A 16003-nucleotide genomic window follows, 5' to 3' on the forward strand; every position below is an offset into this window, starting at 1 on the left:
GAACGGCTCGCATCCTAGGCCATGCACCCGCCGGGACCGAGTGGTCACGACCCTACCGAACAAGGCCGCACTAAGGAGGGTCCCCCAGTGAGCATCCAGCGCCTCGACGTCATCGTCACCAGCCCCGGTCGCAACTTCGTGACCCTCAAGATCACCACCAGCGACGGGATCATCGGCTGGGGTGACGGCACCCTGAACGGACGCGAGCTCGCGGTCGCCTCCTACCTGCGCGACCACGTCGCTCCCACCCTCGTCGGCCGCGACGAGTCCGCGATCGAGCAGACCTGGCAGTACCTCTACCGCAGCCCGTACTGGCGGCGCGGGCCCGTCACCATGGCCGCCGTCGCCGCGGTGGACATGGCCCTGTGGGACATCGCCGCGAAGAAGGCCGGCGAGCCCCTGTACAAGCTGCTCGGCGGCGCCTCCCGCACCGGGCTGATGGCCTACGTCCACGCCTCCGGCAGCACCATCGAACGGCTGAACGACGCCGTTGCCGGATACGTCGACCAGGGCTTCCAGGCTGTGCGCATCCAGAGCGGGGTGCCGGGCCTGGGGCAGATCTACGGCGTTCACGACGCGGCCCCGGGGGCTGCCTACGAGTACGAGCCCGCCGGCCGGCCCGCCACCGATGGCTCCGAGCCCGCGGCGCTGCGGCCGACGGAGGAGACCTGGGACACCGCCGCGTACCTGCGCCACCTGCCCTCGGTCTTCGCCGCGGTGCGCGAGCAGTTCGGCGGCGAGCTGCGGCTCCTGCACGACGGGCACCACCGCATGTCGCCCATCGAAGCGGCCAAGCTCGCCAAGGCGATCGAGCCCTACGACCCGTTCTGGCTGGAGGACTGCACGCCCGGCGAGGACCAGGCCGCGCTGCGCCTGGTGCGTCAGCACTCCGTGACCCCGCTGGCGATCGGCGAGGTGTTCAACTCGGTCCACGACTACCAGACGCTGATCACCGAGCGCCTCATCGACTACGTGCGCTCCTCGACCACCCACGCCGGCGGCATCACCGGTCTGCGCCAGATCATGACCTTCGCCGGCATCTACGGGATCCGCTCGGGCTTCCACGGGCCGACGGACGTCTCTCCCGTGGGCATGGCCGCGAACCTCCACTTGGGCCTGGCGATCCACAACTTCGGCATCCAGGAGTACATGCCGCACTCGGCCACCGCGCTCGAGGTGTTCCGTACCAGCTACAGCGTCGACGGCGGCATGCTGCACCCGGGGGAGACCCCGGGGCTCGGCGTCGAGCTCGACGAGCAGGCCGCGGCGGCCCACGAGTACGTGCCGGCCTATCTGCCCGTCAATCGGCTGCGGGACGGTTCCGTGCACGACTGGTGAGCGGCGGCCTCGGCGACAATGGCACGGTGAGCGAGACCCAGACGACCGTCGACTCCGTCCTCACCCTGCTGCGCGCCGAGCCGCTGGGCGAGGGCCAGCTCGAACAGCTGGCCCTCGAGGCCGGCCTCCTGCCTACCGCGGAGCTCGTCTATCTTGTTGAGTCCCGGCCCGCCACGGAGGCCGCGCTGCTGTTCCGCGTGCTCGACAAGGGCACCGCACTGGCGGTCTTCGAGGCGCTGCCCGCGGACCACCAGGCGGGGCTGATCTCCGGGCTGCGCGCTCCCCAGGTCGCCGAGATCATCGACGACCTGGACCCCGATGACAGGGCCTCCCTGTTCGACGAGCTGCCGGCCTCGGTCGCCGAGCGCCTGATGCGAGGTCTTGACGCCGGTCAGCGCGCCATGACCACGGTGGTGCTGGGATATCCGCGGGACTCCATCGGCCGGTACATGTCGCCGGAGATGCTCACCCTGCGGCCGTCGGCGACCGTGCGCGAGGCGCTGGAGCACGTGCGTTCCCACGCGGACGAGCCCGAGACGATCTACATGCTGCCGGTCGTGGACGGCACGCGACGCCTGCTCGGCGTCGTGGGCCTGCGCCGGCTGCTGGTCTCGGACGAGGAGCAGCTAGTGGGCGACCTCGCCCACGAGGCCGTCCACGCCCTGGCCACCGACGGCCGCGAGGAGGCGGCGCGGCGATTCCTCGGCGCGAAGCTGCTGGCGATGCCCGTCCTCGATCGCGAGGGCAGGCTGGTGGGGATCGTGACCATCGATGATGCCGTCGACATCATCGAGCAGGAGAACGCCGAGGACTCCGCGCGCACCGGGGGGTCCGAGCCGCTGCCCCGGGCCTACCTCTCCACGCCGATCCTGCGGATCGTGCGCAGCCGCATCGTGTGGCTGCTGATCCTGGCGGTCTCGGCGATCCTCACCGTCCAGGTGCTCGAGATCTTCGAGGACCGGCTCCACCAGGTCGTCGTGCTCGCCCTGTTCATCCCGCTGCTGACCGGCACCGGCGGCAATACCGGCAACCAGGCCGCGACCACCGTGACCCGGGCGCTGGCGACAGGGGAGGTGCGAGTGCGCGATCTCCCGCGGGTGGTGTGGCGCGAGCTGCGGGTCGGGGCCACCCTCGGCGCCGTCCTCGGCAGCCTCGGGCTCGTGATCGCGGGGCTGGTCTACGGCTGGCCCATCGGCCTCGTGATGGGGGCGACCCTGCTGTCGGTGTGCATGATGGCGGCGATGGTCGGCGGCCTGATGCCGCTGGTGGCGAAGCGGGTGGGGGCGGATCCGGCCGTGTTCTCCAACCCCTTCATCTCCACGTTCTGCGACGCCACCGGCCTGATCATCTACTTCACGATCGCCACGGCCGTCCTCGGGCTCTGAGGGGCTCGCTCGCGCCGGCTCCCGCTGCTCGGAGTCCGATCGCACGGCGTCGCCGTTATCGGTCCGTGATCTTGTGTCCACCATGCGCCCCTCTCTCGTCTGGCGCCGGAATGTATACAAAAGTGGCGTGACGACGCGAGGAGTTCGGATCCGAGCAGTTCGGATCGACGTGTCGTCGGAGAGGTCCTGACCCCCCGAACTCTTCGTCATCCCGCAGCAGGACGGAGGTGGCCACGTGAGACGACGCTCAGCACTGGGTCTCGGAGCAGCAGGCGCTGCTGCGCTGGTGACGGGGTGCGTGCCGCTCCAGCCACTGGGAGACCCGCCCGAACGCCCCGAGCGCAAGCAGGTCAGCGCTGACGGCAGGCCGCTCCGCGAGGGCGGGCATCTGGTCATGGCGCTGTCCTCCGAGCCGGACCGGCTGGACCCCACCACCTCGAGCTCTTTGTATACGCGCTTCGTCATGCAGACGATGTGCGAGAAGCTCTACGACATCTCGGCCGACGGCGAGATCGTGCCCATGCTCGCCACCGAGCTGCCCACGATCTCCGAGGACGGCCTCACCGTCGAGATCCCCCTCAAGGACGGCGTCCTGTTCGCCGACGGAGCCGAGTTCGACGCGGAGGCCGTACGCCTCACTCTCGAACGCCACCTCACCCTCGAGGGCTCGACCCGTGCCTCCGAGCTGGGGCCGATCAGCGCCGTGGAGGCCATAGAGCCGCTGCGCGTGCGCGTGAAGTTCGAGAGCCCCTTCGCCCCGTTCACCGCGGCCCTGGCCGATCGCGCCGGCATGATCATGTCGCCGCAGGCGCTCGACGAGCTCGGGGAGGACTTCGGCAACCACCCCGTCGGCGTCGGCGCGTTCAAGTTCGTCCGTCGCGTGCCGCAGACTGCCATCGAGGTCGAGGCTGATCCTCTGTACTACGACGCGGACAACGTCCATCTCGACCGCATCACCTACCGGATCATGACCGATGCGAACATCCGCGCCGCCAACATCCAGTCCGGTGATGTCCACGTCGCCGACAGCATCTCCCCGCAGGACTTCGAAGCGCTCCAGGCCGTGGACGGCGTGGGCACCCTGCAGGTGGAGTCACTGGGCTACCAAGGGCTGACCGTCAACGTCGGCCACGCCCCCGAGGGGCAGGAGCCCCCGAGCACCCCTTTGGCCACCGACGAGCGCGTGCGACAGGCCCTGTCCCACGCCGTGGACCGGAACGCCCTGGTCAACACCGTCTTCAACGGCTGGTACACGGCGGCGGGCTCCCCGATCTCGCCCTCCTCACCGTATACCTCGCCCGAGAGCCGCCATCTGCCGGCCTACGACCCGGACGCCGCGAAGGCCCTCCTCGAGGAGGCCGGGGTGGAGATCCCGTACCCGGTCCGGGTGACGGTCTCGAACACCCAGGACGGATTGCGCTACGCCCAGGCCCTGCAGGCCCAGGCGAAGGAGGCCGGGTTCGCCATCCACGTCGCGCCGATGGAGTACACGGCGGTGCTGGACGCACAGAGCCGCGGGGATTTCGAGGTCGTGCTGCTGGGATGGTCCGGCCGTGTCGACCCCCACGGCAACGCCTACTCCTTCTGGACCACCGGCGGCGGCAACAACTACCCGGGAGTCTCCGACCCCGAGGTCGACCGGCTGCTGGAGGACGCCACCCAGGTCACCGATATCGGCGAGCGCGCCGAGGTCTACGGCGAGGCGGTCGCCCGCATGCAGGAGGTCAATGCCTTCATCTACCTCTATCGCGTGCGCAGCCTGACCGCTCACCGCGATGACGTCGCCGGCGTGGCCGTGTACGCAGACGGGGTCGTCCACCTCTCCCACGCCGCCTTCCTGGATGGTGATCGTTCATGATCCGTTTCCTGCTCGTGCGAATGGCCGAGGCGCTGACCACGCTGCTGATCGCCGCCCTCGTCATCTTCCTGGGCGTGCGTGCCCTGCCCGGCGACCCGGCCCTGGCCATGGCGGGGGAGGAGGCCACCCCGGAGCAGGTCGCCGCGGTGCGCACCGAACTGGGCCTGGACGAACCGCTGCCGGTGCAGTTCCTGGCGTTCCTGCAGAGCATCGTCACCGGCGACCTGGGCGCCTCCACCCGCACCGGCCAGCCCGTCACCCAGATGATCGCGACCACGCTGCCGGTGACCATGTGGCTCTCCGGGTTCGCCATCCTGGTGGCCGTGATCGTCGGGATCACGCTCGGCATGCTCGCCGAGCGACGCCGTGGGCGTCCCGAAGAGGTGGGCGCCAATCTCTTCGCCCTCATCGGGCTGTCCGTGCCCAACTTCTGGCTGGGGCTGCTGGCGATCCTGCTGCTCGCCGTCGGACTGGGCTGGTTCCCCGCCTCGGGATACGTCGATGTGCTGGAGGACCCGATACGCGGCATCCACCACCTGTTCCTGCCCTCGGTGATCCTGGGGACCAGCCTCGCCGCGGTCATCACCCGGCAGACCCGAGCCTCGATGATCGAGACCATGAGCACCGACTACGTGCGCACCGCCCGCGCCACCGGCATCGGGCGCGGGCGCATCCTGCTGCGCTACGGACTGCGAAACTCCCTGATCGTGCTGGTCACCATCGTCGGCCTGCAGCTGGGAGCGCTCATCTCCGGGGCGGTGGTCACCGAGCGCATCTTCGCGCTGCCGGGCCTGGGACGGCTCACGCTCGATGCCGTCTTCGCCCGCGACTATCCCGTGATCCAGGCCGTGGTGCTGGTCATCACCGCCGGCTACGTCCTGATCAACATTCTCGTCGACGTCCTCTACTCCGTCATCAATCCACAGATCCGGACAGGCGGTGCCACCTCGTGACCGACGCGCTGAGAACCCCCTCGACCCCCGCCCGGGGCACCGGCTCGAGCTCGGGCCCCACCGCCGGGACGGCCACGCCGGGCCCCGGTGCGAAGGGCCCGACGGACGCGCCGGTCGCGGGCACGCCCCGGCGCCAGAGCGTGCTGGGCGCACTGGTCTCCACGCCCCAGGGCGTCATCGGCTCCGTACTGGTGGCGCTCGTGGTGGGCGCGGCCGTCCTCGGGCCCCTGCTCGCTCCGCACGGCTTCGCCGAGACCAACTTCGCCCACCCGTTCCAGGTGCCCCGCACCGTCGGCTACCCGCTGGGGACCGACGACCTGGGCCGCGACATCCTCTCCCGCCTGCTGCACGGGGTGCGGGCCTCGATGATCGTCGGCCTCCTGACGATCGTGCTGGCCGTGGGCATCGGCACCCCGCTGGGACTGCTCGCCGGCTACTGGCGGCCGGCCGACCTCGTCGTCTCCCGCCTGACCGATGTGGCCCTCGCCTTCCCGTTCCTCGTGCTCGCCGTCGGGCTGACGGCGATCGCCGGGGCGAGCCTGACCAATGCCGCCCTCGCACTGGGCATCGCGAACATCCCCACCATGGTCCGGGTGGTGCGCGGCGAGACGCTGCGACTGCGTGAGACGGAGTTCGTCAAGGCGGCGATCGCGACGGATGCCTCGGCGCCCCGCATCCTGGGACTGCACATCCTGCCGGGCGCGGTCAGCGCCATCATCGTCCAGGCCACGGTGATCATGCCGGTGGCCGTGATCGGGGAGGCGACCCTCTCGTTTCTCGGCCTGGGCATCCAGCCGCCCTCGCCCAGCCTCGGGATCATGCTCTCCGACGCCCAGCAGTACATCTACCGGTCGTCGTCCGCGGCGATCTTTCCCGGCCTGGCGATCGTCCTGATCTGCCTCGCCTTCAACATCTTCGGAGACGCCCTGCGGGATGCCTTCGATCCGTCCGTGACCAAGGGAAGCCGCCGATGACGCCCTCCAGCCCGACCAGCCCCTCCACCTCGACCAGCTCCGGCCGCCCGCAGCCCGGGTTCGTGGTGCCGCCCGGTCCGACCACCCGTCCCACTCTCGAGGGCACCTTCGGGATGAGCGCGACCACCCACTGGATCGCGACCGCGTGCTCTCAGGCCGTCCTGGAGCGCGGCGGGAACGCCTTCGACGCCGCCACCGCCGCGGCCTTCGCGCTGCACGTGGTCGAGCCGCATCTCAACGGCCCCGGAGGCGACATGACCGGGGTCTTCGCCACGGCGGAGGACCCCACGCCGGTGGTGATGATGGGCCAGGGCGCCGCCCCCGCGGGCGCAACGATCGAGCACTACCGCGCCGAAGGGCTCGAACGGGTTCCCGGCACAGGCGCCCTGGCGGCCGCGATCCCCACGGCGGTCGACGCCTGGCTGAAGCTCCTGGCCGAGCACGGCACGTGGGAGCTGGCCGACGTCCTGGCCTACGCGATCGAGCTCGCCGAGGACGGCCACCCCGTGCTCGCCCGAGTCAGCGCCCAGATCGAGGCGCTCTCGCAGATGTTCACCGAGCACTGGCCCAGCTCGGCGGCGCTGTGGATGCCGGACGGTGCGCCGCCCGCCCCGGGGCAGCTCGTGCACAATACTGAGTACGCGGCCGTGCTGCGCGACCTCATCGCAGCCGGCGAGGCTGTCGAGACCGGCACCGAGGACGATGGGCGCGCGGCCCGGATCCAGGCGGCCCGCGAGCGGTGGCGCACCGGACCGGTCGCCGAGGCGATCGCCGAGTTCGTGCGCACCCCGCATCGCCACTCCGACGGCGCCGACCACGCCGGCGTCATCACGGCCGCCGACCTCGCCGCCACCGAGGCCACCTTCGAGCCCGCCGCGACCGCCAGCTTCCGCGGATGGACGATCGCCAAGACCGGCCCCTGGGGCCAGGGCCCGGTGCTGCTGCAGGCCCTGCGCCTCCTCGACGGCTTCGACGACGACCACCTCGACCCGGCCACCGAGCTCGGCGCCCACACCATCCTCGAGGCGCTGAAGCTGGCCCTGGCCGACCGCGACGCGCACTACGGCGATGGCCAGGTGCCGCTGCAGACCCTCCTGAGCGAGGAGTACATCGCCTCCCGGCGCGCCCTGATCACCGAGGAGGCCTCCCACGAGTTCCGCCCCGGCCGCGTCGGCGACGGGCCCCTGCCGCTGCCGCCCCTGGTCACCGAGGAACAATTCGCGCAGGCCACCGGCGGCGACGTCGACCACGGCGCCGGGGAGCCGACGGTCCGGCCCAGCGGCGAGGCACGCGGGGACACCTGCCACATCGACGTCGTCGACCGCTGGGGCAACATCATCAGCGCCACCCCCTCGGGCGGCTGGCTGCAGTCCTCACCGGCCGTCCCCGGGCTCGGGTTCTGCCTGGGCACCCGCCTGCAGATGATGTGGCTGGACGAGGACATGCCCTCCGCCCTGCGGCCGGGGAAGCGACCGCGCACCACCCTGACCCCGACCCTCGTGCTGCGCGACGGCATCCCGGTGCTCGCCTGCGGTTCCCCCGGCGGCGACCAGCAGGACCAGTGGCAGCTGCTGTTCCTGCTGCGGGTGCTCGTGGGCGGCCTCGAACCGCAGCAGGCCATCGACGCGCCCGCGCTGCACACCACGTCGATGCCGGGCTCGTTCTGGCCGCGCACGTGGACACCGGGCGGGGCGGTGGTCGAGGACCGGCTGGGACCCGACGTCATCGCCGGCCTCGAAGCACGCGGTCATCGCGTGGTCCGGGCCGGCGACTGGGCCCTGGGGCGGCTGTCCTGCGTGAGCCGGGACCCGGCCACCGGGATCCTCCGATCCGCCGCGAATCCCCGCGGCGCCCAGGGCTACGCGGCAGGACGGTGAGCGGCATGAACGATGCGAGAGAGCACGACCCCGGCATCTCGGCCCCGCAGCAGCCGTCGGCCCCGGAGCGCCCGGCCGCCGGAGCCGCCCCGTCGGCCCCGCAGGACGAGCTCGTCCTCGAGATCCGGGACCTGTCGGTCGCCTACGGCGACACCGCGGTCCTCCAGGACGTCGGTCTCACCCTCGCGCCGGGAGAGCGCGCCGCGATCGTGGGCGGCTCGGGATCGGGCAAGTCCACGACGATCTCGGCGATCCTGGGGCTGCTGCCCGGCGCCGGCCGGATCACCGCCGGCTCCATCCGCTACCGCGGCCGGGAGCTCGCCGGCGCCCCCGAGGCCACCTATCGCCGGCTGCGCGGGCAGGGGATCGCCCTTGTCCCGCAGGACCCGATGACCAACCTCAACCCCACGATGCGCATCGGCGACCACATCGCCGACGCCCTGCGCGCCTACGGCCACCGCGACCGCGCCGCCATCACGCAGGACGTCGTCCGGCTGATGACCGAGGCCGGCATCCCCGAGGCCGAACGGCGCCGCAAGCAGTTCCCGCACGAGTTCTCCGGCGGCATGCGTCAGCGGGTGCTGATCGCGATCGCGCTCGCCGGGGACCCCGACGTGATCATCGCCGACGAACCCACCAGCGCCCTCGACGTCAGCGTGCAGAAGCAGATCCTCGACCATCTCGAGCGCCTCGTCGTCCAGCGCGGCATGTCCCTGCTGTTCGTCACCCACGACCTCGGGGTGGCCGCCGACCGCACCGACACCATCCTGGTCATGCACGAGGGCCGTGTCATCGAGCGCGGATCGCCGAACGCGGTGCTGCGATCGGCCCGGGAGGAGTACACCAAGCGGCTGGTCGAGGCCTCGCCCACCCTCGAGGTCGCGCCGCGGCAGGAGGAGCCGCCCCCGCGCTCGTCCGCGCAGGCCCGTCGTGAGCAGGTGCTGCGCATCGAGGACCTGCGCAAGGTCTACCGGCTGCGCGGCGGCCGCAGTGAGGTCGTCGCCCTGGACGGCATCTCCTTCACCGCCCGCCGCGGCCGCACCACGGCGGTCATCGGCGAATCCGGCTCGGGCAAATCGACGCTCGCCAAGATCATCCTCGGACTGGAGAAGGCCAGCGGGGGCACGGTGCTCATGGACGGCCGCCCGGTGGACACGCGCCGTTCATCGGTGCGCCGCGACCTGCGTCGCTTCGCCCAGCCCGTCTTCCAGGACCCCTACTCCTCGCTGGATCCGACGTGGACGGTGCAGCGCATCATCGCCGAGCCACTCGCGGTCTTCGGCATCGGCACCCGGGCCGAGCGGGCTCGGCGCGTCGCGGAGCTGCTGGACCAGGTGGCGCTGCCACGCGAGGTGGACTCCCGCCTGCCCGGAGAGCTCTCCGGCGGTCAGCGCCAGCGGGTCGCGATCGCCCGGGCGCTGTCGAGCTCCCCGCAGCTGCTGGTGTGCGACGAGGCGGTCTCCGCGCTCGACGTCCTCGTCCAGGACCAGATCCTGGAGCTGCTGGGCGACCTGCAGACGCAGCTGGGCATCTCCTGCCTGTTCATCACGCACGACCTGGCGGTGGTCGCGAACCTCGCCGACGACGTGGTGGTCATGCACCGCGGCAGCATCGTGGAGACCGGAGCCACCGGTACAGTGATCAGCGATCCTACCCACGACTACACCCGTGGCCTGCTCGAGGCAGCGCCGGGTCGGGAGTTCATGAATGTCTGATCCGGCGGCGGTGAGAATCGCTGGCGACCTGCGCGAGGCGATCATCACCGGCGCCCTCGCCCCCGGCGAACGGTTGCGCGAGGTCGCTCTCGCCCAGCAGTTCGGAATCTCCCGCGTCCCCGTCCGGGAGGCGCTGCGTGAGCTCGCCACCGACGGCTACGTGCAGCTGCGCCCCAACGCCGGGGCCCGCGTGGCCGAGCCCGAGCATGAGGATATGCGCGTGCTGTTCGACATGAGGATCGTGCTGGAGACCTCCACGACCCGCACCGCGGCCGAGCGCGCCGCCCGCCTGACCTCGCCGCAGGGGGACCCGGAATGGGCAGCGGCATGGGAGGCGGCGCACGAGATCCTGCGAGCCGGTGACGACGCCATCTCTGCAGATCGTCCGGAGGAGCTGGCCGCTCTGAACGTGCGCTTCCACAATGCGCTGGGGGCGCTGTCGGGGCGGGCCAGCTTCACCTCGCTGCTGCGCCAGCTCACCGGGCGCACGCAGTGGATGCACGCCTTGGCCCCGGCCCACGTGCGCCACCGCGGAGACGCCGCATGGAACGAGCACCGGGAGATCCTCGAGCACATCGGCCGCGGCAACGCCCGCGAGGCCAGCGACCTCATGTCCCGCCACCTCGAACGCTCCCGGAACGCCTTCCTGGCCTCCCGTACGCCCGAGCAGGCCTGAGGGGCCGGTCGGGTCCGCCGGGCGTGAGCTGCCGCCGCCCACCCGAGTCGACGCGGCGATCCCGGGGCGACGCGGCGATCCCGGGTCGGCGCGGCGATTCACCCGCCCGGAGAACGCTCCCGCGGGAACGCGCGCATCTCGTAGACGTTCCCGCGGGAACGTCTACGGCTCGAAAGCGTTCCCGCGGGAACGTTTCTGAGACGTGCGGGCTCTCTCACTCGCTCTCGCGCAGCCGGTGCCCGAGGATCGCGACGCTGAGGGTGACGGCGACGGTCACCGCGATACCCAGCCACAACGAGATGTAGAGCGTCAGTGCGCCGACGAAGGCGCCGAGCACGATGAGCACGATGGCCAGGATCCGTCGGCCCCAGGCCTCGCCCGTGCCGCCGGCGAGACGGGAATCGGCGGCCAGCCCCACGATGGTGGAGGTGACCACGACGGTGGTGACGTCGGCGACGGCGAGGCGCCGGGCCGCGGCCGCCTGCATGCCCATCGCCACCGCGAGCAGAGTGGTGGTGGCGGCTCCGAGGACCGCATGGGACGGCGTGCCGGGCAGCGCGGCGATGATCGCGGAACCGAGCAGACCGGCCGTGACCAGCACCAGGAGCACTGTGGTGCGCGTGGTCCACGTGCCCTTGGGGGTGGGGCCGAGCACGCGCCCGCCCAGGACGGCCCCCGCCAGGAAGCCGAGCAGGGCCAGTGCCGGCCGGACGATCGGGAGCCCGTTGGCGCCCGCGAGTCCCATCCCGAGCAGGACCACGTTGCCGGTCATGTTGCCGCTGAAGACCCGGTCGAAACCGAGGTAGCCGACCGCATCGATCACCCCCGTCGAGAAGGTCAGGGCGAGCATGAGGGTGAGATGTGGACGAGCGCGCACCATGTTGCGGATTGTATACAAGCAGGTAACCCCTCGACGTGCTGACCAGGCAGTGGACACGCTCAACTACGCGAGAGTCCTTCTCGGCTGCACGCCGCCCCGATCGTGCACTGCGTGGCGTTCGCCAGGTGCCCTGGCGTTCGGCGGCCCTTCGGCGGGTTCAGGCCTCGTCGCCGGCCGTGATCGCCTCGGCCTCCTCGACACCGGTGAGGTGGTGCTGGCCGACCGAGTCCAGGTGGCGCCGGCCGATGACCAGCATGAGCATGCTGGCCACCACGCTGGCAGCGGCCAGCAGATACGGAGCACCCGCTGCGGTCGCGGCCGCGAGCGGGCCGGCGACGGCCGGGGCGATCGCCCCGCCGAGGAAGCGCACGCCGGAGTAGGCGGAGCTGGCCACTCCACGCGGAAGGTCGGTGGCCTCCATGACGGTCTCGGTCAGGGCGGTGTTCATGATGCCCAGCAGCAGGCCGCCGATCACGATCAGCACCACCAGGCCGGCCATCGACTCATGGAAGACGCTGAGGACCAGCATCAGCACGGTGAGCAGCCCGAGCGTGCCCAGCAGGGTGGGGATCAGCCCGAGCCTGCGAGTCAGGATCGGGGCGACGAACACCGAGGTGATCGCCAGTGCCACGCCCCACCCGAAGAACACGCCGCCGATGCCGAGGGCGCCGAACTCGAGTCCGTGGGCGGCGGCTGCGTCCTCCAGGGGGAAGGGTGAGTAGGCCAGCAGCGTGAAGAAGGCGAAGTTGTAGAAGATCGCGGTCAGGGCGAGGGTGCGCAGCGCCGGGTGGGCCAGCGCCCGCAGCGAGGCCAGCGGGGAGACGTGTGCGGGCTTGGCCTCCTTCTGCAGCAGCACCATGATCGCGAGGAAACCGACGGCCATGAGCACGGCGGTGCCCGCGAAGGGGGCGCGCCAGGAGACATGGCCGAGCAGCCCGCCCAGCAGCGGTCCGACGGCCATGCCGATGCCGAGCGCCGTCTCGTAGAGGATGATCGCGCCGGCGCTGGGCCCGGCGGTCGCACCCACGATCGCGGCCAGCGCGGTCGAGATGAACAGGGCATTGCCCAGGCCCCAGCCGGCCCGCAGCCCGATGATCTCGCCGACGGATCCGGCCCCTGCGGCCAGCGCCGCGAAGATGACCACCAGGGTCAGGCCGATCAGCAGGGTGCGCTTGACGCCCACCCGCGAGGCGAACCAGCTGGTGAAGAACATGGCGATCGCGGTGACGAAGAGGTAGCTGGTGAACAGCAGCATCGCCTGCGAGGGCGTGGCCTCGAGCTGGGTGCTGATGGCAGGCAGGATCGGGTCGACCAGGCCGATGCCCATGAAGGACACGGTCGCGGCGAAGGCGATCGCCCACACGGCCTTGGGCTGGCGGAAAGCCTCGCGCAGGGTCGGGGCAGAGCTGCCGGCCGGCGCGGTCTGCGAGGCCGACGGCGGGCGGTCAGCGGGAGCGGTCTGAGGGGCCGACGGTGAGGTGGCGGCGTGTCGCGACGCCGACTCGGGAGCCTGGGAAGCCATGCGGAAGAGTCCTTCGAGCGGGATGGGATGGGGAAAGGGCGGGCGGTTCGGGATGTGGTCGTCGGCGCAGGGCACGCGTTCGCCGGCGGGGGCACCGGGCGGGCACGAGGACGCCGGCCTGCAGCCGTGTGACCTCTCGGGTCGACGGGCCGACGGCCATGCCGTCGTGCGGGTTACCCGTCGTGCGTGTCGACGATGCGGGCGAGGATCTCCGCGGCCCGATCGAGCGCGTCGAGGTCCTCGGCGGGGAGGGGGTCGAGAAGCGTCCCGACCCCGTCCGCGAGCTGCGTTCTCCACTGCGCGAGCTGGGCCGAGCCCTGATCGGTGATGGAGACGAGCGAGGAGCGGGAGTCGTCGGGATCGAGCTCACGCTGGACGAGGCCCTCCTCCTCGAGACGCTTGATGACCGTGGTCGCCGTGGGACGGGAGACCCGCTCACGGTCGGCGATCTCGCTGAGGCGCAGCGGTCCGTGCCGGTCGATCGTGGCGACCACGCGCCAGGACACCGTGCCGACCCCGACCTCGGACCGTCGGGCGGCGAGCCGCGAGAACTGGCTGCAGACCAGCGCAAGATGCTGCGAGAGCTCAGCGGAGGGCGGGGGAGGAGTCGTCACAGGCACTCACGATAGTGAGCAATGCTAACCAGTGCAACGTCCTCGGCCCGGGCGGGAGACGCACGAGACAAGGCGGCCCCTCGGGGTCCACTGTCAGACGCGACCATCCGTGCACACTTCGCGCTCGCTCCACCAGGATCGAGACGACCGCGCGGCCGATGCCTGCGCCGCGCACCCGGGCCAGGAGGATCAGGTCCATCCCGCCGCTGTGCCTGTCATCAGCGGCGTGGAGCTGGGCGAGCCCGACGGCTTCACCGTGGCGGAGGACCAGGAAGCACTCCACCTCCGGCAGACGCGCCCCGAGGTACTTCGCCCGGATCACCGCATCCGGCAAGGGGCTCGGCCCGCCCCAGCCGTGGAAGGACGGATCGTCGAAGAGTGCCCGAAGTTCCGCGAAGTCGGCCGCTGAGGTCGGCCGTACGGATACCGCGTCGCTCGTGCCCACGGCGAGAAGTGTGCCACGCGCAGGAGGCAGCACGGCCCGGCTCAGCGGATCAGCGGCTGACCGGGTCGGCGCCACTCCCGGCGAGCAGCGTGCCGAGGTCGCGAAGGCGCGGGGAGCCTTCCCAGTCGCCGGGGGTCGTGCAGGCGAGGGCTCCGCAGGCGTTGGCCCGGGTGAGGCGGGCGGGCACATCGAGCCCCTCGAGGCGCGCGCTGAGGTAGCCGGCGACGAACGCGTCTCCGGCGCCGACGGTGTCGACCACGTCGACCTCATGCCCAGGTGCTTCAGCGATCTCCGTGGCGTCGCCCCCGGCGAGAGCCGCGGCCCCGTCGGCGCCGAGCTTGACGACGACCTCGCGGCGGGACCCGGCGGACAGCGCCCGCAGCAGCCCGCGGTGATCATCCTCGGCGACATCCGGCGCCAGGATCGAGAGCTCCTCCGGCCCGCCGAAGAGGATGTCGACGTGCTCGAGGATGTCCCCGAGCAGCTCGCCGAGGCGCTCGCGGGAGCCCAGGCGGGAGCGGTAGTTCACGTCGAGGCTGACGGTCACGCCGGCGGCGACGGCCCGCTGGACGGCGGCCACGTTGGTGGCGTGCGCGGTCTCCGAGAGCAGCGGAGTGATGCCGCTGAGGTGCAGGAGGCGGGCGTGCTCGATGAGGCCCGCGGGGAGGTCTTCCGGCCTGATCGCGGAGGCGGCGGAGCCGGCCCGGTAGTAGTCCACGCGCGTGGTGGTGGCGCTGGGGCGCGACTTGACCATCAGCCCCGTCGGCCGCTCGGGATCGATCCCACAGTGCACCTCCACGCCCTCGCCACGGACCTCGCGGATCACCCGCGTGCCCAGCGGATCATCGCCCACCCGGCTGACCCAGGCCGACGGGACGCCGAGGCGACGCAGGCCGATCGCGAGGTTCGATTCGGCGCCGCCGAGCGCGATGTCCACCGAGGACAGGTGGGCGAGGGAGCCGACGGCGGCGCTGCGCATCAGCGCCATGGTCTCGCCGAGGGTCACGACCCAAGGTGCGGAGCCCGCGGGCACCGGCTGTTCGGGGACGGCGGGCGCGGGCGGGCCGGCGGGACTGCTCACGCCCCGGCCTCCCGGGTGGTCGCGCCGACGAACTGCACGGCGCGATCGGCCAGGGCATCGAGGCTGCCCCCCTTGAGGGCGTCGCCGAGCAGCGGGCCGCCGACGCTGACGGCGTCGGCTCCGGCCTGCAGCCAGCGGCGGGCCGCCTCCAGGTCCACGCCGCCGGAGGGGATCACTCGGATGCCGGGGAACGGGCCGCGCAGGTCCTTGACGTAGCCGGGGCCGACGACGCTGGCGGGGAACACCTTGACCGCCGCCGCGCCCGCGGCCCAGCCCTGGTGCAGCTCGCTCGGGGTGAGGCCGCCGGGAATGATCGCGATGCCTGCCTCGGCGGCGGCCTCGAGCAGGTCGGGGCGGGTGATCGGGGTGACGATGTAACGGGCGCCGTGCTTGGCGGCCGTGCGCAGGTCGCCCGGGTCGGTGACGGTGCCGACGGCGATGTCCAGCTGGTCGCCGAAGCGCTCCACCAGGCCCGGCAGCTCCTCGAGGGTGCCGGGGGTGGAGAGGGTCAGCTCGACGGAGCGGATGCCGGCGCCGGCGAGGGTCTCCAGGATCGGGGCGTACTGGTCGGCACGCTCGCCGCGGATCACCACGATCAGGCGCGCGGCCGCGGTGCGCTCGGGAAGGGTGGGGCGGTCGGTGGTGGTCATGAGAGGTCCCCTTGTCGTGGATGGCGGTCGACGGG

At 71.8% G+C, this 16003-nt stretch carries 14 protein-coding genes; 8 read left to right on the top strand and 6 right to left on the bottom strand.

Translation table 11 applies throughout. From position 1 onward, the window contains the following. Positions 1–87 precede the first annotated feature (87 nt). The 8 genes from manD (at position 88) to ACFQRD_RS15920 (ending at position 10776) form a co-directional block, all read left to right on the top strand. Entirely contained in the window at positions 88–1338 is a 1251-nt protein-coding gene (gene manD / locus ACFQRD_RS15885; protein WP_377804752.1) for a D-mannonate dehydratase ManD, read from the top strand. Positions 1339–1364: 26 nt separating this feature from the next. Then, positions 1365–2723, top strand: coding sequence for a magnesium transporter (mgtE, locus tag ACFQRD_RS15890; RefSeq protein WP_377804753.1), 1359 nt, complete (start codon positions 1365–1367; stop codon positions 2721–2723). Positions 2724–2958: 235 nt separating this feature from the next. After that, positions 2959–4581 carry an ABC transporter substrate-binding protein gene (locus ACFQRD_RS15895; RefSeq protein WP_377804754.1) on the top strand — a complete coding sequence of 541 codons (1623 nt, stop codon included), beginning with the start codon at positions 2959–2961 and terminating at the stop codon, positions 4579–4581. Continuing rightward, positions 4578–5534 carry an ABC transporter permease gene (locus tag ACFQRD_RS15900; RefSeq protein ID WP_377018635.1) on the top strand — a complete coding sequence of 319 codons (957 nt, stop codon included), beginning with the start codon at positions 4578–4580 and terminating at the stop codon, positions 5532–5534. The genes ACFQRD_RS15895 and ACFQRD_RS15900 overlap by 4 nt, the downstream gene beginning before the upstream one ends. Further along, positions 5531–6508, top strand: a complete 978-nt coding sequence (locus tag ACFQRD_RS15905) for an ABC transporter permease (RefSeq protein ID WP_377018636.1) — start codon at positions 5531–5533, stop codon at positions 6506–6508. Before ACFQRD_RS15900 ends, ACFQRD_RS15905 begins: the two co-directional genes overlap by 4 nt. Before the next feature lie 113 nt (positions 6509–6621). After that, positions 6622–8385 carry a gamma-glutamyltransferase family protein gene (locus tag ACFQRD_RS15910; RefSeq protein ID WP_377018994.1) on the top strand — a complete coding sequence of 588 codons (1764 nt, stop codon included), beginning with the start codon at positions 6622–6624 and terminating at the stop codon, positions 8383–8385. Positions 8386–8390: 5 nt separating this feature from the next. After that, positions 8391–10100 (top strand): dipeptide ABC transporter ATP-binding protein, encoded by a 1710-nt coding sequence (locus ACFQRD_RS15915; RefSeq protein ID WP_377018637.1) that lies wholly within the window; start codon positions 8391–8393, stop codon positions 10098–10100. A gap of 10 nt (positions 10101–10110) precedes the next feature. Then, complete coding sequence (locus ACFQRD_RS15920) at positions 10111–10776, top strand: GntR family transcriptional regulator (protein WP_377018638.1); 666 nt, start codon at positions 10111–10113, stop codon at positions 10774–10776. A 214-nt stretch (positions 10777–10990) separates the two neighbouring features. Here the strand turns inward: ACFQRD_RS15920 and ACFQRD_RS15925 are convergent, their stop codons facing one another. From ACFQRD_RS15925 to ACFQRD_RS15950, 6 genes are all read right to left on the bottom strand, one after another. Beyond that, positions 10991–11656: a YoaK family protein gene (locus ACFQRD_RS15925; RefSeq protein WP_377018639.1), complete on the bottom strand. Its 666-nt coding sequence runs from the start codon at positions 11654–11656 to the stop codon at positions 10991–10993. Between the two features lie 157 nt (positions 11657–11813). Further along, positions 11814–13178, bottom strand: a complete 1365-nt coding sequence (locus tag ACFQRD_RS15930; RefSeq protein WP_377018640.1) for an MFS transporter — start codon at positions 13176–13178, stop codon at positions 11814–11816. Positions 13179–13351: 173 nt separating this feature from the next. Next, positions 13352–13792: a MarR family winged helix-turn-helix transcriptional regulator gene (locus tag ACFQRD_RS15935; RefSeq protein WP_377018641.1), complete on the bottom strand. Its 441-nt coding sequence runs from the start codon at positions 13790–13792 to the stop codon at positions 13352–13354. After that, complete coding sequence (locus ACFQRD_RS15940; protein ID WP_377804755.1) at positions 13764–14237, bottom strand: GNAT family N-acetyltransferase; 474 nt, start codon at positions 14235–14237, stop codon at positions 13764–13766. The genes ACFQRD_RS15935 and ACFQRD_RS15940 overlap by 29 nt, the downstream gene beginning before the upstream one ends. A 49-nt stretch (positions 14238–14286) precedes the next feature. Then, the gene (locus tag ACFQRD_RS15945; RefSeq protein WP_377804756.1) at positions 14287–15318 is read right to left on the bottom strand and encodes a sugar kinase; all 1032 of its coding nucleotides are present in this window, start codon (positions 15316–15318) and stop codon (positions 14287–14289) included. Beyond that, on the bottom strand, positions 15315–15968 hold the full coding sequence (locus ACFQRD_RS15950; RefSeq protein ID WP_377804757.1) for a bifunctional 4-hydroxy-2-oxoglutarate aldolase/2-dehydro-3-deoxy-phosphogluconate aldolase: 654 nt from the start codon (positions 15966–15968) through the stop codon (positions 15315–15317). Before ACFQRD_RS15950 ends, ACFQRD_RS15945 begins: the two co-directional genes overlap by 4 nt. Between the last annotated feature and the right edge of the window lie 35 nt (positions 15969–16003).

This window comes from Brachybacterium sp. GCM10030268 (assembly GCF_042666305.1).
Taxonomy (GTDB): Bacteria; Actinomycetota; Actinomycetes; order Actinomycetales; family Dermabacteraceae; genus Brachybacterium.

What these genes read in the sequence shown, in the direction of transcription:
- ACFQRD_RS15915 (WP_377018637.1), top strand. Translation starts at nt 8,391, where the DNA reads ATGAACGATGCGAGAGAGCACGACCCCGGCATCTCGGCCCCGCAGCAG.
- ACFQRD_RS15950 (WP_377804757.1), bottom strand. Translation starts at nt 15,968, where the DNA reads ATGACCACCACCGACCGCCCCACCCTTCCCGAGCGCACCGCGGCCGCG.
- ACFQRD_RS15900 (WP_377018635.1), top strand. Translation starts at nt 4,578, where the DNA reads ATGATCCGTTTCCTGCTCGTGCGAATGGCCGAGGCGCTGACCACGCTG.
- ACFQRD_RS15910 (WP_377018994.1), top strand. Translation starts at nt 6,622, where the DNA reads ATGAGCGCGACCACCCACTGGATCGCGACCGCGTGCTCTCAGGCCGTC.
- ACFQRD_RS15930 (WP_377018640.1), bottom strand. Translation starts at nt 13,178, where the DNA reads ATGGCTTCCCAGGCTCCCGAGTCGGCGTCGCGACACGCCGCCACCTCA.
- ACFQRD_RS15925 (WP_377018639.1), bottom strand. Translation starts at nt 11,656, where the DNA reads ATGGTGCGCGCTCGTCCACATCTCACCCTCATGCTCGCCCTGACCTTC.